Below are 23,189 nucleotides of genomic sequence, written 5' to 3' on the forward strand. Positions count from 1 at the left end.
GCTGACGGAGCGTCAGACGGCCAGAGTCGTGGGCCCTCAGGTCACGATCGGTGCGGTGGGCGGTCCGGGCCGTACAGGCACTGAGCACGGCGAAGACCCATGGCCGATACTGGGTGGGTTATGGAAACCGTCATCCTTGCTGTAGTCATCGCCGTGGTCGTGCTCGGTGCGATCGGCGGGCTCGTCGTCGGCAGCCGGCGCAAGAAGCCGCTGCCCCCGCCGCCCACCTCCGTGCCCGACATCACCGCCCCGCCGGCCGAGCCGCACGTCGGCGACGAGGCCGAGACGCCGCGCGACGAACCGCGCCGGACCATAGAGGAGGTGGATCTGCCGGGGTCCTCGGCGCCCGTCGCCGTCGAGGAGCCGCCCGCGGGCCCCGATCTCACGTCCCCCGAGATCGAGGTCCCCGAGCCGACCGCCGGACGCCTCGTCCGGCTGCGCTCGCGCCTCTCCCGCTCCCAGAACGCCCTGGGCAAGGGGCTGCTCACGCTGCTGTCGCGCGAGCACCTCGACGAGGACACCTGGGAGGAGATCGAGGACATCCTGCTCACCGCCGACGTCGGCGTGCAGCCCACCCAGGAGCTGGTCGACGGCCTGCGGGCGCGGGTGAAGGTGCTCGGCACCCGCACCCCCGACGAGCTGCGCTCGCTGCTGCGCGAGGAGCTGCTCAAGCTGGTCGGCACGGACGTCGACCGGGTCGTGAAGACCGAGCCCGAGGACCGCAAGCCCGGCATCGTGATGGTCGTCGGGGTCAACGGCACCGGCAAGACCACCACCACCGGCAAGCTCGCCCGGGTCCTGGTGGCCGACGGCAACAGCGTGGTGCTGGGCGCGGCCGACACCTTCCGGGCCGCCGCCGCCGACCAGCTGCAGACCTGGGGCGAGCGGGTCGGCGCCTACACCGTGCGCGGGCCCGAGGGCGGCGACCCCGCCTCCGTCGCCTTCGACGCGGTCAAGGAGGGCAAGGAGATGGGGGCCGACGTCGTCCTCATCGACACCGCCGGGCGACTGCACACCAAGACCGGCCTGATGGACGAGCTCGGCAAGGTGAAGCGGGTCGTCGAGAAGCAGGCGCCGCTGGACGAGGTGCTGCTCGTCCTCGACGCGACGACCGGGCAGAACGGCCTCGTCCAGGCCCGCGTGTTCGCCGAGGTCGTCGACGTCACCGGCATCGTCCTCACCAAGCTCGACGGCACCGCCAAGGGCGGCATCGTGATCGCCGTCCAGCGCGAACTGGGCGTACCGGTCAAGCTGGTCGGCCTGGGCGAGGGCGCGGACGACCTGGCGCCCTTCGAGCCGGAGGCGTTCGTGGATGCGCTTATCGGGGACTGACCCGCACACACCGCATACGGCTTCAGTAAGTCGATGCGTACGGCAAAGAAGCGCCCGCCCCCGAGATGCAGTCAGGGACGGGCGCTTCGGCCGTGGGGGGTGCCAGTGGGTGTTACGCCCCCGAGCGGTGGGCCACGTACGCCAGGGTGCCCAGCAGCAGGCGGGCCTGCGGGGGGCGGGTCGCCGCGTCCAGGGCCGGCGGGCGCAGCCAGTGGACCGGGCCGAGGCCGCCGCGGTCGGACGGCGGGGCCGTGATGTACGTGCCGGGGCCCAGGCCCCGCAGGTCGAGCGAGCTGGGGTCGTCCCAGCCCATGCGGTAGAGCAGCTCGGGGAGTTCGGCGGCGGCGCCGGGGGCGACGAAGAAGTGGGCGCGGCCCTCGGGGGTCGCGGCGACCGGGCCGACGGGCAGGCCCATGCGCTCCAGGCGGATCAGGGCGCGGCGCCCGGCGGGTTCGGCCACCTCGATGACGTCGAAGGCGCGGCCGACGGCCAGCATGACCGACGCTCCCGGGAACTCCGCCCAGGCCTTGGTGACTTCGTCGAGCGTGGCGCCGGCCGGTACCTGGGGCGCGAACTCCAGTGGATGCGCGCCCGGTTCGGGACAGTCCCGGCGCCCGCACGAGCAGGCGCCACCCGCGGCCCGCGCGCCTCGTACCACGTCCCAGCCCCAGAGGCCGGTGAACTCGGCGACGGCCGTGCACTCGAAGGAGCGGCCGCGCCGACGCGTGCCGGAGCGGATCTCCCGGATGCCGCCGATCGTGAAGCCCATGCCCCCTCCAACGTGTCCGACGCGTCGGTGGTTACGACGCGGATGCGGAACGTGACTCTGTGTTCCCTCGTGCTTCTGGCTTCCCTGTGCCGCGTGGTCCAGGCGGCGCTCGGGTGTGCCCCAGGTGGTGAATTCGGCAGTGCGCGCCCCTGAGTGCACCGCTCCGCCGACTCCCGGTCGTCCTATGTCAAGTGAATCGTGCGGGGGCGACCGTAGGTTCATTCGAAGGGGTGGCGAATGGTGGCGTTTCCGGGATCGCCATGGCTGGAGCAGTGATCGTAGGATTACTTTGAGTGCACGGGTCCTGGGGGCACATGCACTCGTGGGTATGCCGGAGGCAAGTCGGCTTTCCGTTCGAAGGGTGACAACCGGCAGACGGACGGCCGTATTTACCGGCATTCTGATAAGGCTTGGCGCACTCAGCGACAAGTGGTCTCAGGGATGGGGGCGTTCCAGTGAGCGGCAACGGCGGAAGCGGGACAACCGCGACCAGCACGGAGAAGCTGCCCAACGAGCTGCTCACGTCGTGGTTCGTGCGCAGCGGCTGGTCGAAGGGCGAGCTCGCCCGCCAAGTCAACCGCAGGGCACGCCAGTTGGGCGCCAACCACATCTCCACGGACACCTCGCGCGTGCGCCGCTGGCTGGACGGTGAGAACCCCCGCGAACCCATCCCTAGGATCCTGTCCGAGCTGTTCTCCGAGCGCTTCGGCTGTGTGGTCTCCGTCGAGGACCTCGGCCTGCGCGCGGCCCGCCAGTCACCCTCCGCGACCGGCGTCGACCTGCCCTGGACGGGCCCGCAGACGGTGGCCCTGCTCAGCGAGTTCTCGCGCAGCGACCTGATGCTGGCCCGGCGCGGCTTCCTCGGAACCTCGCTGGCCCTGTCCGCGGGCCCGTCCCTCATCGAGCCGATGCAGCGCTGGCTGGTGCCCTCGCAGCACACCCCCCAGTCGGCCCAGGCCGAGTCGCTCGCCGCGAGCCGGCGCGGCGGCCGGCTGTCCCGGCCCGAACTGGAGCTGCTGGAGTCCACCACGGTGATGTTCCGCCAGTGGGACGCCCAGTGCGGCGGCGGACTGCGCCGCAAGGCGGTCGTCGGCCAGCTGCACGAGGTCACGGACCTGCTCCAGGAACCCCAGCCCGACTCCACCACCAGGACGCTGTTCAAGGTCGCCGCCGAACTGGCGGAGCTGGCCGGCTGGATGTCGTACGACGTCGGGCTCCAGCCGACCGCGCAGAAGTACTTCGTCCTCGCCCTGCACGCCGCCAAGGAAGCGGGCGACAAACCGCTCGGCTCGTACGTCCTGTCCAGCATGAGCCGCCAGATGATCCACCTCGGCCGGCCCGACGACGCGCTGGAGCTGATCCACCTCGCGCAGTACGGCAGCCGGGACTGCGCGAGCCCGCGCACCCAGTCCATGCTGTATGCGATGGAGGCCCGCGCCTACGCCAACATGGGGCAGCCCGGCAAGTGCAAGCGGGCGGTCCGGATGGCCGAGGACACCTTCGCCGACGTGCACGACTGGGACGAGCCGGAGTCCGACTGGATCCGCTTCTTCTCCGAGGCCGAGCTGCACGGCGAGAACAGCCACTCCTTCCGCGACCTGGCCTACGTGGCCGGCCGCAGCCCCACCTACGCCTCGCTGGCCGAGCCCGTGATGCGGCGGGCCGTCGACCTGTTCGCCAAGGACAGCGAGCACCAGCGGTCGTACGCACTGAACCTGATCGGCATGGCCACCGTGCACCTGCTGCAGCGCGAGCCCGAGCGGAGCACGGTTCTGGTCGAGGACGCCATGCACGTAGCCAAGAAGGTCCGCTCGGAGCGCGTCAACACTCGTATTCGAAAGACGGTCGACACGGCCGTCCGCGACTTCGGTGACCTCGCCGAGGTCATCGACCTCACCGACAAGCTCGCCATCGAGCTGCCGGAGACCGCCGAAGCGGTCTGAAAACCGGCGCAGCCCCAGAACCCCGGCCGCGGCCGGCCCTCCCGAACTGCCCGACTCGGCTCCCCCATGCCAGGTCATCGGAAGGCCGACCGCGGCCGGTTTCCTTCCTCCGCGGAAGGTTGCGCCACGATAACGATCGCTCCGGCGAACATCTGCCAGTTCATCGACGCGTAACACACAGGACGCCTTCGTCACGGCAGCGAAACATCGAGGGGCTTCGACGGAAACCGCGCTGCGCCAATCTCATGGCGCATAACCGGCCCACCCCTCATGACCGCTCAGGCTTCGCCCGCACGGGGCCGTACCAACGACGAGGAGACGCCGATGGCACCAGCCATCACGCTTGCCGCAGACAAGTTGTCTGCCGCCAACACAGGCTTCATGCTTATCTGTTCCGCCCTGGTGCTGATCATGACCCCGGGCCTCGCCTTCTTCTACGGAGGCATGGTCCGCGTCAAGAGCACGCTCAACATGCTGATGATGAGCTTCATCAGCATCGGGATCGTCACGATCCTGTGGGTGCTCTACGGCTTCTCCATGTCGTTCGGAACCGACCACGGCTCGCTGATCGGCTGGGAATCCGACTTCGTCGGCTTCAGCGGCATCGACAAGATGGACATCTGGTCGGGGTACACGATCCCGGTCTTCGTCTTCGCCGTCTTCCAGATGATGTTCGCGATCATCACGCCGGCCCTGATAAGCGGCGCGATCGCCGACCGCGTGAAGTTCACCGCGTGGTCGCTCTTCGTCGTGCTGTGGGCGACGATCGTGTACTTCCCGGTCGCGCACTGGGTCTGGGGGACCGGCGGCTGGGCCTTCGAGCTCGGTGTGATCGACTTCGCCGGTGGTACGGCGGTCCACATCAACGCGGGTGCCGCGGCGCTCGGCGTGATCCTCGTCATCGGCAAGCGCACCGGCTTCAAGCGTGACCCGATGCGCCCGCACAGCCTCCCGCTGGTCATGCTCGGCGCCGGTCTCCTGTGGTTCGGCTGGTTCGGCTTCAACGCCGGCTCCTGGCTCGGCAACGACGACGGCGTCGGCCCGCTGATGTTCGTCAACACGCAGATCGCCACCGCCGCCGCCATGCTCGCCTGGCTCGCCTACGAGAAGATCCGCCACGGCGCGTTCACCACCCTGGGCGCCGCCTCCGGCGCGGTCGCCGGTCTGGTCGCCATCACCCCGTCCGGCGGTGCGGTCAGCCCGCTCGGCGCGATCGCGGTCGGTGTCATCGCCGGTGTCGCCTGCGCCGCGGCCGTCGGCCTCAAGTACCGCTTCAACTACGACGACTCGCTCGACGTGGTCGGCGTCCACATGGTCGGCGGTGTCGTCGGCTCCCTGCTCATCGGCTTCTTCGCCAGCGGCAAGGGCCAGTCCGACGTCGAGGGCCTCTTCTACGGCGGCGGCCTCGACCAGTTCTGGAAGCAGTGCGCCGGTGTCTTCGCCGTCCTGGCCTACTCCCTGATCGCCTCCGCGATCCTCGCGTTCCTCATCGACAAGACCATCGGTATGCGGGTCAGCGAGGACGAGGAGATCTCGGGCATCGACCAGGCCGAGCACGCCGAGACCGCATACGACTTCAGCGGCGCCGGCGGTGGCATCGGCAGCGGCGCGCTGGCCGCCGCGGAGACGAAGAAGGTGGACGCATGAAGCTCATCACCGCCGTCGTGAAGCCGCACCGGCTCGACGAGATCAAGGAAGCCCTCCAGGCCTTCGGAGTCCACGGCCTGACGGTCACCGAGGCCAGCGGCTACGGTCGTCAGCGGGGCCACACCGAGGTCTACCGCGGTGCCGAGTACACGGTCGACCTGGTACCGAAGATCCGTATCGAGGTACTGGCCGAGGACGACGACACCGAGCAGCTGATCGACGTCATCGTCAAGGCCGCCCGCACCGGCAAGATCGGTGACGGCAAGGTCTGGTCCCTCCCGGTCGAGACGGCCGTACGGGTCCGGACCGGCGAGCGCGGACCGGACGCGCTCTAAAAGAAGAGGAACAGGAGTCGCTGGGTGTCGAGCACGGACGTGCGCAACGAAGCAGAGGATTCGGGACCCAGCGGCTACGCGGCGGCCCGGCTGCGCCTCCTCCAGGAGGGGGCGCGGTCCGGGCCGCCGCGCCGTGCCGCCCTGGCCGAACTGACCGACGACTGGCTGTCCGGGCTCTTCACCGCCGGCGCCACCGACCTGCGGGGCGTCTCCCTGGTCGCCGTCGGCGGCTACGGCCGCGGCGAGCTCTCCCCGCGCAGCGACCTGGACCTGCTGCTCCTGCACGACGGCTCCGACTCCGGCGCGGTGGCCGCCCTGGCCGACCGCATCTGGTACCCCGTCTGGGACCTCGGCCTCGCCCTGGACCACTCGGTCCGCACCCCGGCCGAGGCCCGCAAGACCGCCGGCGAGGACCTCAAGGTCCAGCTCGGCCTCCTGGACGCCCGCCACCTCGCGGGCGACCTCGGCCTCACCGCCGCCCTGCGCACCTCGGTCCTCGCCGACTGGCGCAACCAGGCGCCCAAACGCCTCCCCGAACTCCAGGAACTCTGCGCCGAGCGCGCCCAACGCCAGGGCGAGCTGCAGTACCTCCTCGAACCCGACCTCAAGGAAGCCCGCGGCGGCCTGCGCGACGCCACCACCCTGCGCGCCGTCGCCGCCTCCTGGCTGGCCGACGCCCCGCGCGAGGGCCTCGACGACGCCCGGCGCCGGCTCCTCGACGTCCGTGACGCCCTGCACCTGGCCACCGGCCGCGCCACCGACCGGCTCGCCCTCCAGGAGCAGGACCAGGTCGCCGCCGAACTCGGCCTGCTCGACGCCGACACCCTGCTGCGCCAGGTGTACGAGGCGGCCCGGGTCATCTCGTACGCCAGTGACGTCACCTGGCGCGAGGTGGGGCGCGTGCTCAGGTCGAGGGCCGTGCGGCCGCGGCTGCGCGCCATGCTCGGCGGCGGCAACAAGCCCGTCACCGAACGCTCCCCGCTCGCCGAGGGCGTGGTCGAGCAGGACGGCGAGGTGGTGCTCGCGCGGGCCGCGCGCCCCGAGCGTGACCCCGTCCTGCCGCTGCGTGCCGCTGCCGCCGCCGCACAGGCCGGTCTGCCGCTGTCCCTGCACGCCGTACGGCGCCTGGCGGCCACCGTGCGCCCGTTGCCCACGCCCTGGCCCGCCGAGGCGCGCGAACAGCTCGTCACCCTGCTCGGCTCCGGGCAGCCCACCATCGAGGTCTGGGAGGCGCTGGAGGCGGAGGGCCTGATCACCCGGCTGCTGCCGGACTGGGAGCGGGTGCGCTGCCGGCCGCAGCGCAACGCCGTGCACATCTGGACCGTCGACCGGCACCTGATCGAGACCGCCGTACGCGCCTCCGAGTTCACGCGCCGGGTCAGCCGCCCTGACCTTCTCCTGGTCGCCGCGCTGCTGCACGACATCGGCAAGGGCTGGCCGGGCGACCACTCGGTGGCCGGCGAGATCATCGCCAAGGACGTCGCCGCCCGCATCGGCTTCGACCGCGCGGACGTCACGGTGCTCTCCACCCTCGTACGCCATCACCTCCTGCTCATCGACACCGCCACCCGGCGCGACCTGGAGGACCCGGCCACCGTGCGCTCGGTCGCCGAGGCGGTCGGCACGCAGAGCACGCTGGAGCTGCTGCACGCGCTGACCGAGGCGGACGCGCTGGCCACCGGGCCCGCGGCCTGGTCGTCCTGGCGCGGTTCCCTCGTCGCCGACCTGGTGAAGCGGGTCGCCGCCGTCCTCGCCGGAGACGTCCCCGAAGAGCCCGAGTCCGCCGCGCCCACCGCCGAGCAGGAGCGGCTCGCCATCGAGGCGATCGCCACCGGCAGCCCGGTCCTCGCCCTGCGCGCCCAGACCGAGCCGCCCACGGAGGACCAGCCGACCGGGGACCCCGAGCCGCTCGGCGTGGAGCTGCTGATCGCCGTGCCCGACCAGCCCCGGGTGCTGCCCTCGGTGGCCGGCGTGCTCGCGATGCACCGGCTCACCGTGCGCACCGCCGAACTGCGCGCCCTGGACCTGCCGGACGGCGTCGAGGGCTCCGTGCTGCTGCTGAACTGGCGGGTCGCCGCCGAGTACGGCTCGCTGCCGCAGGCCGCGCGGCTGCGGGCCGACCTGGTCCGGGCGCTGGACGGCTCCCTGGACATCGCGGGCCGTCTCGCCGAACGGGACGCGGCCTATCCGCGCCGCCGGGGCGTGGTGGCACCGGCGGCCCGCGTGACGGTCGCCTCCGCCGCCTCCCGCTTCGCCACGGTGATCGAGGTCCGTGCCCAGGACGCCCCCGGGCTGCTGTTCCGGATCGGCCGGGCCCTGGAGGACGCGGGCGTCCTGATGCGCAGCGCGCACGTCTCCACGTTGGGCGCGAACGCGGTCGACGCCTTCTATGTGACCGGGCCCGAGGGTGCCGCCCTGCCCGGCGAGGAAGCGGCGGCGGTGGCGCGCAAACTGGAGGAGATGCTCAGGGGATGACGCGGGATCCCGGCGCCGTACCGAGCCGGGATACCCTGGAGGGCGATTCCCCCGTAGCCACCGACCCCGAGGACCGCGAGCGCCGTGTTCGATACTCTCTCCGATCGCCTCTCAGCCACTTTCAAGAACCTGCGCGGCAAGGGACGGCTCTCCGAGGCGGACATCGACGCCACCGCGCGCGAGATCCGGATCGCGCTGCTCGAAGCCGACGTGGCCCTGCCCGTCGTCCGGACGTTCATCAAGAACGTCAAGGAGCGTGCCCTCGGCGCCGAGGTGAACAAGGCGCTGAACCCGGCCCAGCAGGTCCTGAAGATCGTCAACGAGGAACTCGTCACGATCCTCGGCGGCGAGACCCGTCGGCTGCGGTTCGCCAAGAACCCGCCGACCGTGATCATGCTCGCGGGTCTGCAGGGTGCGGGTAAGACCACCCTGGCGGGCAAGCTCGGCAAGTGGCTCAAGGACCAGGGGCACTCGCCGCTGCTCGTCGCCGCCGACCTCCAGCGCCCGAACGCCGTGAACCAGCTGAGCGTCGTCGCCGAGCGGGCCGGGATCGCGGTCTACGCGCCCGAGCCGGGCAACGGCGTGGGCGACCCGGTCAAGGTCGCCAAGGACTCCATCGAGTTCGCGAAGTCCAAGGTCCACGACATCGTGATCGTGGACACCGCGGGCCGCCTGGGTATCGACCAGGAGCTGATGCAGCAGGCCGCGGACATCCGCGACGCGGTCAGTCCCGACGAGATCCTCTTCGTCGTCGACGCGATGATCGGCCAGGACGCGGTCAACACCGCCGAGTCCTTCCGGGACGGCGTCGGCTTCGACGGCGTGGTGCTCTCCAAGCTCGACGGTGACGCCCGCGGTGGTGCGGCCCTGTCGATCGCCTCGGTGACCGGCAAGCCGATCATGTTCGCGTCGAACGGCGAAAAGCTGGAGGACTTCGACGCCTTCCACCCTGACCGGATGGCCTCCCGCATCCTCGACATGGGTGACCTGCTCACCCTGATCGAGCAGGCGGAGAAGACGTTCAGTCAGGAAGAGGCCGAGAAGATGGCCTCGAAGCTGGCGTCCAAGAAGGGCCAGGACTTCACCCTGGACGACTTCCTGGCCCAGATGGAGCAGGTCAGGAAGATGGGCTCCATCTCCAAGCTGCTCGGCATGCTGCCCGGCATGGGCCAGATCAAGGACCAGATCAACAACCTGGACGAGCGGGACGTCGACCGCACGGCCGCGATCATCAAGTCGATGACCCCGGCCGAGCGCCAGGACGCGACGATCATCAACGGCTCCCGCCGCGCCCGTATCGCCAAGGGCTCCGGCGTCGAGGTCAGCGCGGTCAAGAACCTCGTCGAGCGGTTCTTCGAGGCCCGCAAGATGATGTCCCGCATGGCCCAGGGCGGCGGCATGCCCGGGATGCCGGGTATGCCGGGCATGGGCGGCGGCCCCGGCCGCAGCAAGAAGCAGCCGAAGCAGGCCAAGGGCAAGCAGCGCTCCGGCAACCCGATGAAGCGCAAGCAGCAGGAGCAGGAGGAGGCCGCCCGGCGCGCGGCCGGTGCCCAGGGCGGCGTGCCGGGCCAGCAGGCGCCGCAGGACTTCGAACTGCCGGACGAGTTCAAGAAGTTCATGGGCTGAGGCTCACGAGGTTCACGGGCTGACAGTCCCCGAGGCTCAGGAGCTTCATGGGCCGACAGCCCCCTTCCACGTCACCGAGGGCGCCCCTCTCCGGAAGGGCGCCCTCGGTGCATCCTGGGCGTGCCGACGCCTGGCCCGTGTCGTAACTTGCCGATATGACCAACCCCGCGCCGCCGCGCAAGTCCCCCGATCAGCCCTGGCGTACCGAGGGCACCCCGGACGAGCCGCCGAAGCCGTCGCCGGGCGGGAAGAAGATGCGCGGCGGCTGGTGGAGCCTGATCCTGACCGCGCTGGTCGTCTACCTGATCGCCAACCTGGTGCTGTCGTTCTTCAACGAGGGCGACGAGCCGACGATCTCGTACACGGAGTTCAGCAAGCAGGTCGACGCCGGGAACGTCAGCAAGATCTACGCCAAGGGCGACGCGATCCAGGGCCAGCTCAAGAAGGGCCAGGACAACCCCGAGGGCGACGGCAAGTACACCAAGTTCAACACCGAGCGGCCGACCTTCGCGGACGACCAGCTCTGGGAGGACCTGACCAAGCACAACGTCACGGTCACGGCGGAGCCGGTCGTACAGCACCGAAGCTTTCTGGCCAATCTGCTCATCTCGCTCGCCCCGATGCTGCTCCTGGTCGTCCTGTGGATCTTCATCGCGCGGCGGATGAGCGCGGGACTCGGTGGCGGGGGCGGCATGCTCGGCCGCAAGGCCCCGCCCAAGCCGGTCGAGCTGGAGCCGGGCCAGCAGCGGACCACCTTCGAGGACGTGGCCGGCATCGACGAGGTCGAGGGCGAACTGAACGACGTCGTCGACTTCCTCAAGAACCCCGACGCGTACCGCAAGATGGGCGCCAAGATGCCCCGGGGCGTGCTGCTCGCGGGCCCGCCCGGCACGGGCAAGACGCTGCTCGCGCGGGCGGTCGCGGGGGAGGCGGGGGTGCCGTTCTTCTCGGCCTCGGCCTCCGAGTTCATCGAGATGATCGTCGGCGTCGGTGCCTCACGCGTGCGTGAACTGTTCGCGGAGGCCCGCAAGGTGGCCCCCTCGATCATCTTCATCGACGAGATCGACACCATCGGCCGGGCCCGCGGCGGCGGTTCGGGGATGGGCGGTCACGACGAGCGCGAACAGACCCTGAACCAGATCCTCACCGAGATGGACGGCTTCTCCGGCTCGGAGGGCGTCATCGTCATCGCGGCCACCAACCGCGCCGACGTCCTGGACCCGGCCCTTACCCGCCCCGGCCGCTTCGACCGGGTGGTCGTGGTCTCGCCGCCCGACCGGGGCGGCCGCAAGGCGATCCTGGAGATCCACACCCGCCAGATCCCGCTCGCCCCCGGCGTGGACCTGGCCCAGGTCGCCCGTACGACCCCGGGCATGACCGGCGCCGAACTCGCCAACCTCGCCAACGAGGCCGCCCTCCTCGCCGTCAAGCGCAAGCAGGACCAGGTCACCCAGGCCGACCTCTCGGAAGCCCTGGAGAAGGTCCAACTGGGCGCCGAACGCCCGCTGGTGATGCCCGAGGAGGAGCGCCGGCGCACCGCGTACCACGAGAGCGGCCACGCCCTCCTCGGCATGCTCCAGCCCGGCGCCGACCCCGTCCGCAAGATCACCATCGTCCCGCGCGGCCGCGCCCTCGGCGTCACGCTCTCGACGCCGGACGCGGACAAGTACGCGTACACCGAGGAGTACCTGCGCGGCCGGATCATCGGCGCCCTCGGCGGCATGGCCGCGGAACAGGTCGTCTACGGGGTGATCACGACCGGCGCCGAGAACGACCTCGAACAGGTCACCAACCTCGCGCGCGGCATGGTCGCGCGGTGGGGGATGAGCGAACGGGTGGGCCGGCTCTCGGCCCTCCCGAACGACGCCCAGCAGGCGTACGGCCTCGCCGCCGCGCCCCGGACCCTCGACGTCATCGACGACGAGATGCGCCGCATCGTCGACGAGTGCTACGAGGAGGCCTGCCGCAAGCTGCGCGACCACCGGGGCCAACTCGACGACCTCGCCGCGGCGTTGCTGGAGAACGAGACGCTGGAGGAGACGGACGCCTACCGGATCGCGGGCGTCACACGCCTCTTCAAGGAAGAGCCGTAGTCGTCCTCAGGGCGTCCGCGCGATCAGGTACCGGAACACGTTCGGCATCCACACCGTCCTGTCCCGCCGCTGATACGGATGCAGGGCCTCCGCCAACTCCTTGTCCACCTGCGCCTGGTCGGTCGCGGTGATCGCCGCGTCGAAGAGCCCCGTCGACAGCAGCCCTCGTACGGCGCTCTCCATGTCGGCGTACCCGAACGGGCACGACACCCGTCCCGAGCCGTCCGGCCTCAGGCCCGCCCGCTGGGCGACCTCCTCCAGGTCGTCGCGAAGGGCGGGGCGCCAACTGCCCGCGCTGCGCAGTGGATCCGCCAGTCTGGTGGCCACCCGCAACACGGACGACGTGGCGCAGCGCTCCGGCGGACCCCAGCCGGCCAGCACCACGGGCGCCCCGCGCTCGGCGAGCGGAGTCGCCGCCCGCAACTGCCCGCCGAGTCCCTCCGAGTCGCCCGCCAGACACCCGATGGGCTCGAAAGCGGTCACCAGGGTGTACGCGGGCGTCTCCGCGTCGGCCGCGTCCCCGGGTGTGCCGTCGACGATCCGGGTGTCCCCACGCGTGCGTGCTCCCCAGGTCGCCGGGGACAGCCGCTCGCGCGCGAGGGCGAGTCGTTCGGGGGAGGAGTCGACACCGGTGACCGCCGCGCCCGAGGCGGCGGCCATCAGAAGGGCGAGGCCGCTGCCGCAGCCGAGGCCCAGCAGCCGGGTGCCGGGGCCCACTTCGACTCGCTCGTAGACGGCCTCGTAGAGCGGTACCAGCATCCGCTCCTGGATCTCGGACCAGTCACGCGCGCGTGCACACAGGTCCACGCGGGGTGTTTCGTCCGCATGGGGATGGTGCTGCCGCACGAGCGTAGGTGTCATCTAAAGCGCCCCAATCCGCCGAGAGTTGTCGCTGTGCCCGTTTCCCTTTGCCCCCGTGACGTTCGCGCGTACTTCCCCCGCATTGCCAGGTAACTCCGCACCGGCAGCCGCGTCCAGGGTTTGCCGGGTCCCGCTTGTGGCTGCGGTATGTCTGTGGCGAGATTTCACATCCCGGCAACTTGGACCCGTACCATCTCGCCATGGCTAAGGCACCCGTACTCACTCCCCGGGCGGACGATTTCCCGCGCTGGTATCAGGACCTGATCAGCAAGGCCGAACTGGCCGACAACGGTCCGGTGCGCGGCACCATGGTCATCCGACCGTACGGGTACGGGCTGTGGGAGCGGATGCAGGCCGAGATGGACGCCCGGATCAAGGAGACGGGTACGCAGAACGCGTACTTCCCGCTGCTGATCCCGCAGTCCTACTTCGCCCGGGAGGCCGACCACGTCGAGGGCTTCGCGCCCGAGCTGGCCGTGGTCACCCACGGCGGCGGCAAGGAGCTGGAGGAGCCCGCGGTCGTCCGCCCCACCTCCGAGATGATCATCAACGACTACTTCTCGAAGTGGGTCCAGAGCTACCGCGACCTGCCCCTGCTGATCAACCAGTGGGCGAACGTGGTCCGCTGGGAGCTGCGGCCCCGCCTGTTCCTGCGCACGACCGAGTTCCTCTGGCAGGAGGGCCACACGGCGCACGCGACCTTCGAGGACGCCCGCGACTTCGCCGCGCACATCCACCGCCAGGTCTACGAGGACTTCATGGTGAAGGTCCTCGCGATGGACGTCGTGGCCGGTCGCAAGACCGTCAAGGAGCGGTTCGCCGGCGCCATCAACACCCTCACGCTCGAGGGCATGATGGGCGACGGCAAGGCCCTCCAGATGGCCACCAGCCACGAGCTGGGCCAGACCTTCGCGAAGGCGTTCAACACCCAGTACCTGTCGAAGGAAGGCAAGCAGGAGCTCGTCTGGCAGACGTCCTGGGGCTCCACGACCCGCATGATCGGCGCCCTGGTGATGATGCACGGCGACGACAACGGCCTGCGCGTCCCGCCCAACCTCGCCCAGACCCAGGCCGTCGTCCTCGCCATCAAGGGCGACGAGGCGGTTCTGGCCAAGGTCCACGAGATCGGCGATCAGCTGAAGGCGGCGGGCGTACGGGTCCACGTCGACGACCGCACGGACGTCCCGTTCGGGCGTCGCGCCGTCGACTGGGAGCTCAAGGGCGTGCCCGTGCGCGTCGAGGTCGGCCCCCGTGACCTGGAGAACGGCACCGCGATGCTGGCCCGCCGGATCCCCGGGGGCAAGGAGCCGGTGGCGCTCGACTCCCTCGTAGGACTGCTGCCCAAGGTGTTCGCGGAGGACCAGGCGCTGCTGCTCGCGCAGTCGCGGGAGCGCCGGGAGTCCCGCACCTCCGACGTGGCGACGGTCGAGGAGGCCGTGGAGGTCGCCGGGGCCGGTGGCTGGGCGCGCATCCCGTGGGCGGATCTGGGCACGGAGGGCGAGGCCAGGCTGGCCGAGCACGCCGTGACCGTCCGGTGTCTGGTCGCCGAGGACGGGTCGGTGCCCGAGAGCGACGAGCAGCCCGGTAACGTCGCGGTCGTCGCGCGCGCTTACTAGGGCGGGCCCCTCCGTCGCGAGAGCGACCGAAACGCCCCTTGCGCATCCGCGGATCGCAGTCGCACCGACGTGTGGACATCGTCTACGCGTTGGTGCGTACGTCAGACTACGTACCGGCTTGGTACGAGCTGTGAGGCTTCTCCGCAGATCAGCGCACCCGCCCTCGTCCGGACGCATCAGCGGCAACTGACGGGTACGTGCAAATTATTTGGGATGGCCCGGAATAGGAACACAGGGGCACTCCGGCTCGTTGTCATTACGTGAGCACGACACAGACACCACCTGTTCTCGCCGCAGAGCTGGCAGAGGCGTGGGCCGACATTCAGCGGTACCACCCCGAACTGCCCGATCTGGCCGCGCCCGAGTCCCTGATCGGAGAGTCGTCGTCCGCCTGCGGGCACGAGCTCTCCTTCGAGCGACTGCTGCATGAGGCAGTCCATGGCATCGCCGCCGCGCGCGGCGTGCGCGACACGTCCCGTGCCGGCCGGTACCACAACCGGAGATTCCTCGCGATCGCCGAGGAACTGGGCCTGGACCACCAGGAGGAGCCGCACCCGAGCAGCGGTTTCTCGCTGGTCACGCTCAACCCCGAGGCCAAGCGCCGGTACCGCCCGACCATCGAGCGGCTCCAGCGTGCCCTCAAGGCCCACACCGCGGCCACGTCCTCGGACACCGGCCGCTCCTTCCGCGGCCCGGCCGCCCGCCACGGCTCCTCCGGGGGCGGCGTACGGGTCAAGGCCGTGTGCGACTGCGGCCGGAACGTGCGCGTGGTCCCGTCCGTCCTCGCCCAGGCGCCGATCGTCTGCGGGGGCTGCGGGAAGCCGTTCCGGATCCCGGAGGTCGTGGGCGCGGCGGCCGGCTGACGGGTGCGGCTGCTCGTGGCGGCCGCACTCGGGACGGCGTAGTGGCGTGCGCAGCCCGAGGGCACCCGGCTTGCCGGGTGTTCCTCAGGCATGCCCCCGCACTCCCGGGGGCGAAGGGACCCGCAGGGTGTGGCACAATGGCTAGCTGTACTCGACAGCCGCACAGGAACCCTCTCGCCTCCGGCTGACGCGTCCATCGGGCACTCGGGTACCGCAACCCCACGCGGCCGTCTCGCCGTGCCCAACCACGTCAAAACCAGGAGAACCCACTCCCGTGGCAGTCAAGATCAAGCTGAAGCGTCTGGGCAAGATCCGTTCGCCTCACTACCGCATCGTCGTCGCCGACTCCCGTACCCGCCGTGACGGCCGGGCCATCGAGGAGATCGGTCTGTACCACCCGGTGCAGAACCCCTCGCGCATCGAGGTCGACACGGACCGCGCGCAGTACTGGCTGGGTGTCGGCGCGCAGCCGACCGAGCCCGTGCTCGCCATCCTCAAGCTGACCGGCGACTGGCAGAAGTTCAAGGGCCTGCCGGCCCCGGCGCCGCTGCTCGTGGCCGAGCCGAAGGCCGCGCGCCCGGTGTTCGACGCCCTCGGTGGCGACGACGAGGGCAAGGGTGAGGCCATCACCCAGAAGAAGAAGGCCGACAAGAAGGACGAGGCCCCGGCCGAGTCCTCCTCGTCCGAGTCGACCGAGGCCTGAGCATGCTCGAGGAGGCTCTCGAGCACCTCGTGAAGGGCATCGTCGACAACCCTGACGATGTGCAGGTCGCCTCGCGCACCCTGCGCCGCGGGCGTGTGCTGGAGGTCCGGGTCCACCCGGACGACCTCGGCAAGGTGATCGGCCGCAACGGCCGCACCGCACGCGCTCTGCGTACCGTCGTGGGCGCCATCGGCGGTCGCGGTGTCCGCGTCGACCTCGTCGACGTGGATCACGTCCGCTGACGCACTGACGGGCGTGCACCACGTCCGTCGACGCCGAAACGCAGCACCGGCTCGGGCCGGGGAGGGCCAGTGGGCCGTCCCCGGCCCGTCGTCGTCATGACAGGAGATCCAGAGAAGTGCAGTTGGTAGTCGCCCGCATCGGTCGCGCCCATGGCATCAAGGGCGACGTCACCGTCGAGGTCCGCACCGACGAGCCGGAACTCAGGCTCGCCCCCGGCGCCGTCCTGGCCACCGACCCGGCCGCCACCGGCCCGCTCACCATCGAGACCGGCCGCGTCCACAGCGGCCGGCTCCTCCTGCGCTTCGAGGGTGTCAACGACCGCTCCGCGGCGGAGGCCCTGCGCAACACCCTCCTGATCGCCGAGATCGATCCCGAGGAGCTGCCGGAGGAGGAGGACGAGTACTACGACCACCAGCTGATGGACCTGGACGTGGTCACCCGGGACGGCATCGAGATCGGCCGCATCACCGAGATCTCGCACCTGCCTTCCCAGGATCTCTTCATCGTCGAGCGGCCCGACGGCAGCGAGGTGATGATCCCGTTCGTCGAGTCGATCGTGGTGGAGATCGACCTGGAGGAGCAGCGCGCGGTCATCGACCCGCCGCCCGGGTTGATCGACGGACGGGCCGAGGTGGCGTCCGCCCGGGACGAGGCCGCTTCCGGCGAGGGCGAGTCCTGATGCGGCTCGACGTCGTCACGATCTTCCCCGAGTACCTCGAACCGCTGAACGTCTCCCTCGTCGGCAAGGCACGCGCGCGTGGGCAGCTGAACGTCCATGTGCACGATCTGCGTGAGTGGACCTACGACCGCCACAACACCGTCGACGACACCCCCTACGGCGGTGGCCCCGGCATGGTCATGAAGACCGAGCCCTGGGGCGACGCGCTGGACTCGGTCCTGGCCGACGGCTACGAGAGCGACTCGCACGCCCCCGCGCTCATCGTCCCCACCCCCAGCGGCCGCCCCTTCACCCAGGAACTCGCCGTCGAGCTCTCCGAGCGCCCCTGGCTGATCTTCACGCCCGCGCGCTACGAGGGCATCGACCGCCGGGTGATCGACGAGTACGCGACCCGGATGCCGGTCTACGAGGTGTCCATCGGCGACTACGTGCTCGCCGGCGGCGAGGCCGCCGTACTGGTCGTCACGGAGGCCGTGGCCCGGCTGCTGCCCGGTGTCCTGGGCAACGCCGAGTCCCACCGGGACGACTCGTTCGCGCCCGGCGCGATGGCGAACCTCCTGGAGGGGCCCGTCTACACCAAGCCGCCCCTGTGGCGCGGCCGCGACATCCCGGACGTGCTGCTCAGCGGGCACCACGGGAAGATCGCCCGCTGGCGCCGCGACGAGGCGCTCAGGCGTACGGCCGCCCACCGGCCCGACCTCATCGAGCGCTGCGAGCCCAAGGCCTTCGACAAGAAGGACCGCGAGATGCTCTCCATCCTGGGCTGGGCCCCGGACCCGGAGGGCGAGGCCCACGGCCGATTTTGGCGCAGGCCCGAGGGCGTGGAAGAATAGGCCGCTGTTGTGCGTCGTCCGGCGTGCGCCCCTGCCACAGGGGGACACGACGCCCGCCCCGACCCGCGCAACCTCCTTCAGAGAACCTAGTACCGGTGATGACCTGTGGCATCAGCGAAGAAAGCAGATGAAATGTCCAACCTGCTCGACATCGTCGACGGCGCCTCGCTGCGCACCGACATCCCCGCCTTCCGCCCGGGCGACACGGTCAACGTGCACGTCCGCGTCATCGAGGGCAACCGCTCCCGTGTTCAGCAGTTCAAGGGCGTGGTGATCCGCCGCCAGGGTGCCGGCGTCCGCGAGACCTTCACGGTCCGCAAGGTCTCCTTCTCCGTCGGCGTCGAGCGCACCTTCCCGGTGCACACCCCGATCGTCGAGAAGATCGAGCTCGTCACCCGCGGTGACGTGCGTCGCGCGAAGCTGTACTACCTGCGCGAGCTCCGCGGCAAGGCCGCGAAGATCAAGGAGAAGCGCGACAACTGAGCGCCTTACGGGCGTCATATCGGGGCCGGATAACATCTGGCTCCGATGGACACCGAAGCACAGTCGACGGAGCGCGACCGCTCCTCCAGCCCTTCCGACTCCCCGGGGACATCCGGGGAGATCTCGGACACAGAGGGTTCGGAGGGCCGGTCGCGCTTCGCGTTGGTGGCGTGGATCACCGACTGGCTGCCCGGTGGGTTCATCACCCTGACCGCACTGGTCTGCCTGGTGTTTTTGCTGCTCCTCAACTCTTTCGTGGTCCGTCCCTTCCAGATTCCCAGCGGATCCATGGAAAACGGATTGAGGATCGGCGACCGCGTTCTCGTAAATAAGTTGGCGTACCGTTTTGGTGCCGATCCGCGGCGCGGTGACGTCGTCGTGTTCGACGGAACCGGGTACTTCGGGAGCGGTGACTACATCAAACGGGTAGTGGGTGTGGGGGGAGACCACGTGGTCTGCTGCGACAAGGAGGGGAGGCTCCAGGTGAACGGCCGGTCGGTCGACGAGTCGACGTTCCTGTTCCCCGGCGACGGTCCGTCCACGGTTCCCTTCGACGTCCGCGTGCCCGCCGGCACCCTCTTCGTCCTCGGCGACCACCGCAGCGACTCCAGCGACTCCCGCGACCATCTGGGCTCGCCCGGCGGCGGCATGATCCCCGTGGCCGACGTCGTCGGACGCGCCGACTGGATCGTCTGGCCCACCGCCCACTGGACCCGTCTGCACCGCCCGAGCGCTTATGCGCGCGTGCCCGCCGCGGAGGCGACCGCGTCTGAGAAGGGGGACGGTGCGCATGGGTAACCGCGGCAGACCACGGGGCTCGGTGCCCAGCAACCCCTTCGGCACCGAGAACCTGCTTCCCACCGGCTCCCGGCGCACCAGCGCCCCCGCGGGCGACGGCCGTTCCCGTGCCGACCGGCGCAAGCTGCAGCGCAAGGTCAAGCGCCGCCGACGGCGCAGCGCGGTCAAGGAGATACCTCTCCTCGTCGGCGTCGCCGTCCTCATAGCCCTGGTCCTGAAGACCTTCCTCGTGCAGGCGTTCGTGATCCCGTCCGGCTCCATGGAGCAGACGATCCGGATCGGCGACCGTGTCCTGGTGGACAAGTTCACCCCGTGGTTCGGCTCCGAGCCCAAGCGCGGGGACGTCGTCGTCTTCAAGGACCCCGGCGGCTGGCTCGACGACGAGCAGACCACCACCAAGAAGAGCGACCCCATCGTCATCAAGCAGGTCAAGGAAGGGCTCACCTTCATCGGCCTGTTGCCGTCCGACAACGAGAAGGACCTCATCAAGCGGGTCGTCGGCGTCGGCGGCGACAACGTCAAGTGCTGTGACACGCAAGGCCGGATCACCGTCAACGGCGTTCCCCTGAGCGAGAGCGACTACCTGTACCCCGGAAACGCCCCCTCCATCCAGCAGTTCGACATCACCGTCCCCAAGGGGCGACTGTGGGTGATGGGCGACCACCGCGCCAACTCCGCCGATTCCCGGGCACATCAGGACACCGACTACGGCGGAACCGTGTCCCTGGACTCAGTGGTGGGCCGTGCCAAGGTCATCGCCTGGCCCATGGGGCACTGGACCAGCCTCAACGAACCTAAAACTTTCGCCTCCGTTTCCAACTCGGCGCCGGGGACGACCGCCGCTCCCCAGCTGTCGCATAGGGTTGCCTCCGACGATCCGAACGGAACGATCCAACTCCCGACCCCTGCGGAACTCCCGCTCGTTATGGGAGTGGTGGGCCTGCGCCGCGCATGGGGCAGGCGGCGGCACAGAGTAAGGAGTTGGCGTGGGGGATGTGGCGGTTGGCGCACGGTCCGGACACGACGGCGAGGAGCACCGCGGACGCCCCGTGGATGCAGCTGTCCCGGCCGCGGACAGCGCCGTGACCCCCGGGAGTGACTCCGGGGCGACCAGTGACGCCCCGGCGTCCGATGAGCGGACCCGGGCCGATGACCAGGGTCCGGGCGATCCGACGTCGAGGCGGGGTCCTGGTGAACCGACGCCGGGACCGAAGAAACCCCGCTCCTTCTGGAAGGAGCTGCCGATCCTGATCGGCATCGCGCTCGTGCTCGCGCTGCTGATCAAGACCTTCCTGGTGCAGGCGTTCTCGATCCCCTCGGACTCGATGCAGAACACCCTCCAGCAGGGCGACCGCGTCCTCGTCGACAAGCTCACCCCGTGGTTCGGGTCGGAGCCCGAGCGCGGCGAGGTCGTCGTCTTCCACGACCCGGACAACTGGCTGGCGGGCGAGCCCACGGCCGACCCGAACGCGCTGCAGAAGGTCCTCAGCTGGATCGGCCTGATGCCGTCCGCCGAGGAGAAGGACCTCATCAAGCGCGTGATCGGCGTCGGCGGCGACACTGTCTCCTGCAAGGGCACGGGCCCGGTGAAGGTCAACGGCAAGGCGCTGAACGACACTTCGTTCGTCTACGCCGGCAACACGCCGTGCAGTGTGGACGATCAGGGCGGCCAGTTCACGGTGAAGATCCCCAAGGGCTACCTCTGGGTGATGGGCGACCACCGTCAGAACTCCCGTGACTCCCGCTACAACCAGGACGACGCGCACCACGGCATGGTCCCGGTCAAGGACGTCGTCGGCCGCGCCATCGTCATCGCCTGGCCGATCAACCGCTGGGACACCCTCCCGGTCCCGGACACCTTCGACCAGCCGGGCCTGAACGACCAGTCCTCGGCCTCCGGCGCCCTGACGAACGCGCCCGACGCGATCGCCGTCGCCGGGCTGGTGCCGGTGGCCCTGTGGCGCCGGCGGCGGATCGCACCCGCCGAGACTCGCTGAGGTGACCCGCTGGGGTGACCGGGTGGGGCGACCCGCCTGAGGTGACTCGCTGAGGTGACTCGCTGAGGTGACTCGCTGGGGGCGCTCGTACCGCCCCCTTCGTGAAGCCATCGTGGAGCTGTGACCCCGGTCCCCTGGAGGGGCTGACCGGGTCAGGTACCGCCGGGTAGGGTGCGGATCCATGGGTGGCGAGAGCATGACGCGTACGGCCCCGCACAGCGGCGGCACAGGCACGGGCCCGGTGGGCAGCCGGACCGGACAGCGACTGTCCGGACTGGCGGTCGCACTGGGCATTGTGCTGTTCCTGGGAGGGTTCGCCTGGGGAGCGGTGGTCTACCGGCCCTACACCGTGCCCACCAGCTCGATGACGCCGACGATCGACGCCGGTGACCGGGTGCTGGCACAGCGCGTCGACGGCGGCGAGATACGCCGGGGCGACGTCGTCGTCTTCAACGACAAGAGCTGGGTGACGGGCTCGGCGGTCGTCAAGCGCGTGGTCGCGGTCGGCGGCGACAAGGTCTCCTGCTGCACGGACGGCAAGCTGACGGTCAACGGCAAGGAGATCGACGAGCCGTATCTGCCCAAGGGCAGCCTCGCCGAGATCACGGACTTCCCGTCGGTCACCGTCCCCGAGGGCCGGCTGTTCCTGCTCGGCGACGAGCGCCAGGGCTCCCTGGACTCCACCGCCCACCTCACGGACACCGCGAACGGCACGGTCGCGCGCTCCGCCGTGACGGCCCGCGTCGACGCGGTCGTCTGGCCCATGAACGGCATGCTGAAGAAGCCGACCGGATTCGAGCAACTGGGCGCCCTGTCCACGCCGGGCCCGCTGCGTCTGATCGTCGTACTGATCGTCGTCGGCGCGGTGCTCGTCCTCGGCGGCGGCGCGTACGGCCCGATCGCCAAGCGGCTGGGCGGCCGCCGCGCCCGGACCCGGACGGAGCCCGTGGGTGCCCCCTGAGGCCACGGACACCTACGAGGGCGGATTGCGCAAGGTCGCCCGGGTCGTGCTCCTGGACCCCGACGACCGCATCCTGCTCCTGCACGGCCACGAACCGGACGACCCCTCCGACGACTGGTGGTTCACCCCGGGCGGCGGTGTCGAGGGCGAGGAGACCCGCGAGCAGGCCGCCGTGCGGGAACTCGCCGAGGAGACCGGCATCACCGAGGTCGAACTGGGCCCGGTGCTGTGGCGGCGGATGTGCTCCTTTCCGTTCGCCGGTCGTCGCTGGGACCAGGACGAGTGGTACTACCTGGCCCGTACGACACAGACGGCGACGCAGGCCCTGGGGCTGACCGAGCTGGAGCGGCGCAGCGTCGCCGGAGCGCGTTGGTGGACCTGTCAGGAACTGACCCGGGCACATGAGACGGTGTATCCGACCAGACTCGCCGAGCTGCTGCGCAGGCTGCTCGACGAAGGTCCCCCGCCCGGCCCGGTGACCCTTGACCCAGAAATCGTCTAGGGGCATACGGGACTGGCGCACAATGGTGGGATCGCACGGCTGAAGGGGAACATGCCATGAGCGCCGAGGACCTCGAGAAGTACGAGACCGAGATGGAGCTGAAGCTCTACCGGGAGTACCGCGATGTCGTCGGTCTGTTCAAATACGTGATCGAGACCGAGCGCCGTTTCTACCTGACCAACGACTACGAGATGCAGGTGCACTCGGTCCAGGGTGAGGTGTTCTTCGAGGTGTCGATGGCGGACGCGTGGGTCTGGGACATGTACCGCCCGGCCCGCTTCGTGAAGCAGGTCCGCGTCCTCACGTTCAAGGACGTGAATATCGAGGAGCTGAACAAGAGCGATCTGGAGCTGCCGGGCGGGTGAGATTCCCTCGTGTGGGTGGCGGGGTTTTCCACAACCGGTGAGTAGCGCACCAAGATCAACTTGAT

Annotated in this window: 22 protein-coding genes; 20 read left to right on the forward strand and 2 right to left on the reverse strand. The window is 70.1% G+C overall.

Annotated elements, in window-relative coordinates:
- Positions 1-120 precede the first annotated feature (120 nt).
- On the forward strand, positions 121-1,332 hold the full coding sequence (gene ftsY / locus ACIP6U_RS27125; protein WP_401722769.1) for a signal recognition particle-docking protein FtsY: 1,212 nt from the start codon (positions 121-123) through the stop codon (positions 1,330-1,332).
- A 112-nt stretch (positions 1,333-1,444) separates the two neighbouring features.
- Here ftsY and ACIP6U_RS27130 read toward each other — a convergent pair whose 3' ends face one another.
- A complete protein-coding gene (locus ACIP6U_RS27130; protein ID WP_401722772.1) occupies positions 1,445-2,101 on the reverse strand; it encodes a bifunctional DNA primase/polymerase in 657 nt (218 codons plus the stop codon).
- 455 nt (positions 2,102-2,556) lie between these two features.
- On the opposite strand from ACIP6U_RS27130, the gene ACIP6U_RS27135 reads away from it, so the two are divergent.
- From ACIP6U_RS27135 to ftsH, 6 genes are all read left to right on the forward strand, one after another.
- Positions 2,557-4,044, forward strand: a complete 1,488-nt coding sequence (locus tag ACIP6U_RS27135) for a hypothetical protein (protein WP_401722774.1) — start codon at positions 2,557-2,559, stop codon at positions 4,042-4,044.
- A 324-nt stretch (positions 4,045-4,368) separates the two neighbouring features.
- A complete protein-coding gene (locus ACIP6U_RS27140; RefSeq protein WP_401722776.1) occupies positions 4,369-5,691 on the forward strand; it encodes an ammonium transporter in 1,323 nt (440 codons plus the stop codon).
- Positions 5,688-6,026 carry a P-II family nitrogen regulator gene (locus tag ACIP6U_RS27145; protein WP_123997477.1) on the forward strand — a complete coding sequence of 113 codons (339 nt, stop codon included), beginning with the start codon at positions 5,688-5,690 and terminating at the stop codon, positions 6,024-6,026. Before ACIP6U_RS27140 ends, ACIP6U_RS27145 begins: the two co-directional genes overlap by 4 nt.
- 24 nt (positions 6,027-6,050) lie before the next feature.
- Positions 6,051-8,501 (forward strand): [protein-PII] uridylyltransferase, encoded by a 2,451-nt coding sequence (locus tag ACIP6U_RS27150; protein WP_401722779.1) that lies wholly within the window; start codon positions 6,051-6,053, stop codon positions 8,499-8,501.
- 84 nt (positions 8,502-8,585) lie between these two features.
- Positions 8,586-10,127, forward strand: coding sequence for a signal recognition particle protein (gene ffh / locus ACIP6U_RS27155; protein WP_401722782.1), 1,542 nt, complete (start codon positions 8,586-8,588; stop codon positions 10,125-10,127).
- Between the two features lie 155 nt (positions 10,128-10,282).
- A complete protein-coding gene (gene ftsH, locus ACIP6U_RS27160) occupies positions 10,283-12,220 on the forward strand; it encodes an ATP-dependent zinc metalloprotease FtsH (protein WP_401722785.1) in 1,938 nt (645 codons plus the stop codon).
- A gap of 6 nt (positions 12,221-12,226) precedes the next feature.
- Here ftsH and ACIP6U_RS27165 read toward each other — a convergent pair whose 3' ends face one another.
- Positions 12,227-13,081, reverse strand: a complete 855-nt coding sequence (locus tag ACIP6U_RS27165) for a methyltransferase domain-containing protein (protein ID WP_401722788.1) — start codon at positions 13,079-13,081, stop codon at positions 12,227-12,229.
- A gap of 200 nt (positions 13,082-13,281) precedes the next feature.
- On the opposite strand from ACIP6U_RS27165, the gene proS reads away from it, so the two are divergent.
- From proS to ACIP6U_RS27230, 13 genes are all read left to right on the forward strand, one after another.
- Positions 13,282-14,697 carry a proline--tRNA ligase gene (gene proS, locus ACIP6U_RS27170; protein WP_401722791.1) on the forward strand — a complete coding sequence of 472 codons (1,416 nt, stop codon included), beginning with the start codon at positions 13,282-13,284 and terminating at the stop codon, positions 14,695-14,697.
- 260 nt (positions 14,698-14,957) lie between these two features.
- Positions 14,958-15,560 carry a hypothetical protein gene (locus ACIP6U_RS27175; RefSeq protein ID WP_123997471.1) on the forward strand — a complete coding sequence of 201 codons (603 nt, stop codon included), beginning with the start codon at positions 14,958-14,960 and terminating at the stop codon, positions 15,558-15,560.
- A 274-nt stretch (positions 15,561-15,834) separates the two neighbouring features.
- The gene (gene rpsP, locus ACIP6U_RS27180; protein ID WP_401722793.1) at positions 15,835-16,263 is read left to right on the forward strand and encodes a 30S ribosomal protein S16; all 429 of its coding nucleotides are present in this window, start codon (positions 15,835-15,837) and stop codon (positions 16,261-16,263) included.
- 2 nt (positions 16,264-16,265) lie between these two features.
- A complete protein-coding gene (locus ACIP6U_RS27185) occupies positions 16,266-16,505 on the forward strand; it encodes an RNA-binding protein (RefSeq protein ID WP_007384965.1) in 240 nt (79 codons plus the stop codon).
- A gap of 116 nt (positions 16,506-16,621) precedes the next feature.
- Positions 16,622-17,185, forward strand: a complete 564-nt coding sequence (gene rimM / locus ACIP6U_RS27190; protein ID WP_401722796.1) for a ribosome maturation factor RimM — start codon at positions 16,622-16,624, stop codon at positions 17,183-17,185.
- The gene (trmD, locus tag ACIP6U_RS27195; protein ID WP_401722799.1) at positions 17,185-18,018 is read left to right on the forward strand and encodes a tRNA (guanosine(37)-N1)-methyltransferase TrmD; all 834 of its coding nucleotides are present in this window, start codon (positions 17,185-17,187) and stop codon (positions 18,016-18,018) included. Before rimM ends, trmD begins: the two co-directional genes overlap by 1 nt.
- Positions 18,019-18,150: 132 nt before the next feature.
- The gene (rplS, locus tag ACIP6U_RS27200) at positions 18,151-18,501 is read left to right on the forward strand and encodes a 50S ribosomal protein L19 (RefSeq protein WP_123997467.1); all 351 of its coding nucleotides are present in this window, start codon (positions 18,151-18,153) and stop codon (positions 18,499-18,501) included.
- A 45-nt stretch (positions 18,502-18,546) separates the two neighbouring features.
- A complete protein-coding gene (lepB, locus tag ACIP6U_RS27205) occupies positions 18,547-19,299 on the forward strand; it encodes a signal peptidase I (RefSeq protein ID WP_401722802.1) in 753 nt (250 codons plus the stop codon).
- Positions 19,292-20,398, forward strand: a complete 1,107-nt coding sequence (lepB, locus tag ACIP6U_RS27210) for a signal peptidase I (protein WP_401722805.1) — start codon at positions 19,292-19,294, stop codon at positions 20,396-20,398. Before lepB (ACIP6U_RS27205) ends, lepB (ACIP6U_RS27210) begins: the two co-directional genes overlap by 8 nt.
- Positions 20,286-21,296 carry a signal peptidase I gene (gene lepB, locus ACIP6U_RS27215; protein WP_401722807.1) on the forward strand — a complete coding sequence of 337 codons (1,011 nt, stop codon included), beginning with the start codon at positions 20,286-20,288 and terminating at the stop codon, positions 21,294-21,296. The genes lepB (ACIP6U_RS27210) and lepB (ACIP6U_RS27215) overlap by 113 nt, the downstream gene beginning before the upstream one ends.
- A 181-nt stretch (positions 21,297-21,477) precedes the next feature.
- A complete protein-coding gene (gene lepB, locus ACIP6U_RS27220) occupies positions 21,478-22,257 on the forward strand; it encodes a signal peptidase I (protein WP_401722809.1) in 780 nt (259 codons plus the stop codon).
- Positions 22,247-22,759, forward strand: coding sequence for an NUDIX hydrolase (locus ACIP6U_RS27225; protein WP_401722812.1), 513 nt, complete (start codon positions 22,247-22,249; stop codon positions 22,757-22,759). Before lepB (ACIP6U_RS27220) ends, ACIP6U_RS27225 begins: the two co-directional genes overlap by 11 nt.
- Positions 22,760-22,815: 56 nt before the next feature.
- Entirely contained in the window at positions 22,816-23,124 is a 309-nt protein-coding gene (locus ACIP6U_RS27230; protein ID WP_003965949.1) for a DUF2469 domain-containing protein, read from the forward strand.
- Positions 23,125-23,189 lie beyond the last annotated feature (65 nt).

It is taken from the genome of Streptomyces sp. NPDC088794, from assembly GCF_044750545.1.
In the GTDB taxonomy this organism is placed as follows: Bacteria; Actinomycetota; Actinomycetes; order Streptomycetales; family Streptomycetaceae; genus Streptomyces.

What these genes read in the sequence shown, in the direction of transcription:
- lepB (WP_401722809.1), top strand. Translation starts at nt 21,478, where the DNA reads ATGGGTGGCGAGAGCATGACGCGTACGGCCCCGCACAGCGGCGGCACA.
- ACIP6U_RS27185 (WP_007384965.1), top strand. Translation starts at nt 16,266, where the DNA reads ATGCTCGAGGAGGCTCTCGAGCACCTCGTGAAGGGCATCGTCGACAAC.
- ftsH (WP_401722785.1), top strand. Translation starts at nt 10,283, where the DNA reads ATGACCAACCCCGCGCCGCCGCGCAAGTCCCCCGATCAGCCCTGGCGT.
- ACIP6U_RS27140 (WP_401722776.1), top strand. Translation starts at nt 4,369, where the DNA reads ATGGCACCAGCCATCACGCTTGCCGCAGACAAGTTGTCTGCCGCCAAC.
- trmD (WP_401722799.1), top strand. Translation starts at nt 17,185, where the DNA reads ATGCGGCTCGACGTCGTCACGATCTTCCCCGAGTACCTCGAACCGCTG.
- ACIP6U_RS27130 (WP_401722772.1), bottom strand. Translation starts at nt 2,101, where the DNA reads ATGGGCTTCACGATCGGCGGCATCCGGGAGATCCGCTCCGGCACGCGT.
- ftsY (WP_401722769.1), top strand. Translation starts at nt 121, where the DNA reads ATGGAAACCGTCATCCTTGCTGTAGTCATCGCCGTGGTCGTGCTCGGT.
- ACIP6U_RS27145 (WP_123997477.1), top strand. Translation starts at nt 5,688, where the DNA reads ATGAAGCTCATCACCGCCGTCGTGAAGCCGCACCGGCTCGACGAGATC.
- ACIP6U_RS27230 (WP_003965949.1), top strand. Translation starts at nt 22,816, where the DNA reads ATGAGCGCCGAGGACCTCGAGAAGTACGAGACCGAGATGGAGCTGAAG.
- proS (WP_401722791.1), top strand. Translation starts at nt 13,282, where the DNA reads ATGGCTAAGGCACCCGTACTCACTCCCCGGGCGGACGATTTCCCGCGC.
- lepB (WP_401722802.1), top strand. Translation starts at nt 18,547, where the DNA reads ATGGACACCGAAGCACAGTCGACGGAGCGCGACCGCTCCTCCAGCCCT.
- rplS (WP_123997467.1), top strand. Translation starts at nt 18,151, where the DNA reads ATGTCCAACCTGCTCGACATCGTCGACGGCGCCTCGCTGCGCACCGAC.
- lepB (WP_401722805.1), top strand. Translation starts at nt 19,292, where the DNA reads ATGGGTAACCGCGGCAGACCACGGGGCTCGGTGCCCAGCAACCCCTTC.
- ACIP6U_RS27165 (WP_401722788.1), bottom strand. Translation starts at nt 13,081, where the DNA reads ATGACACCTACGCTCGTGCGGCAGCACCATCCCCATGCGGACGAAACA.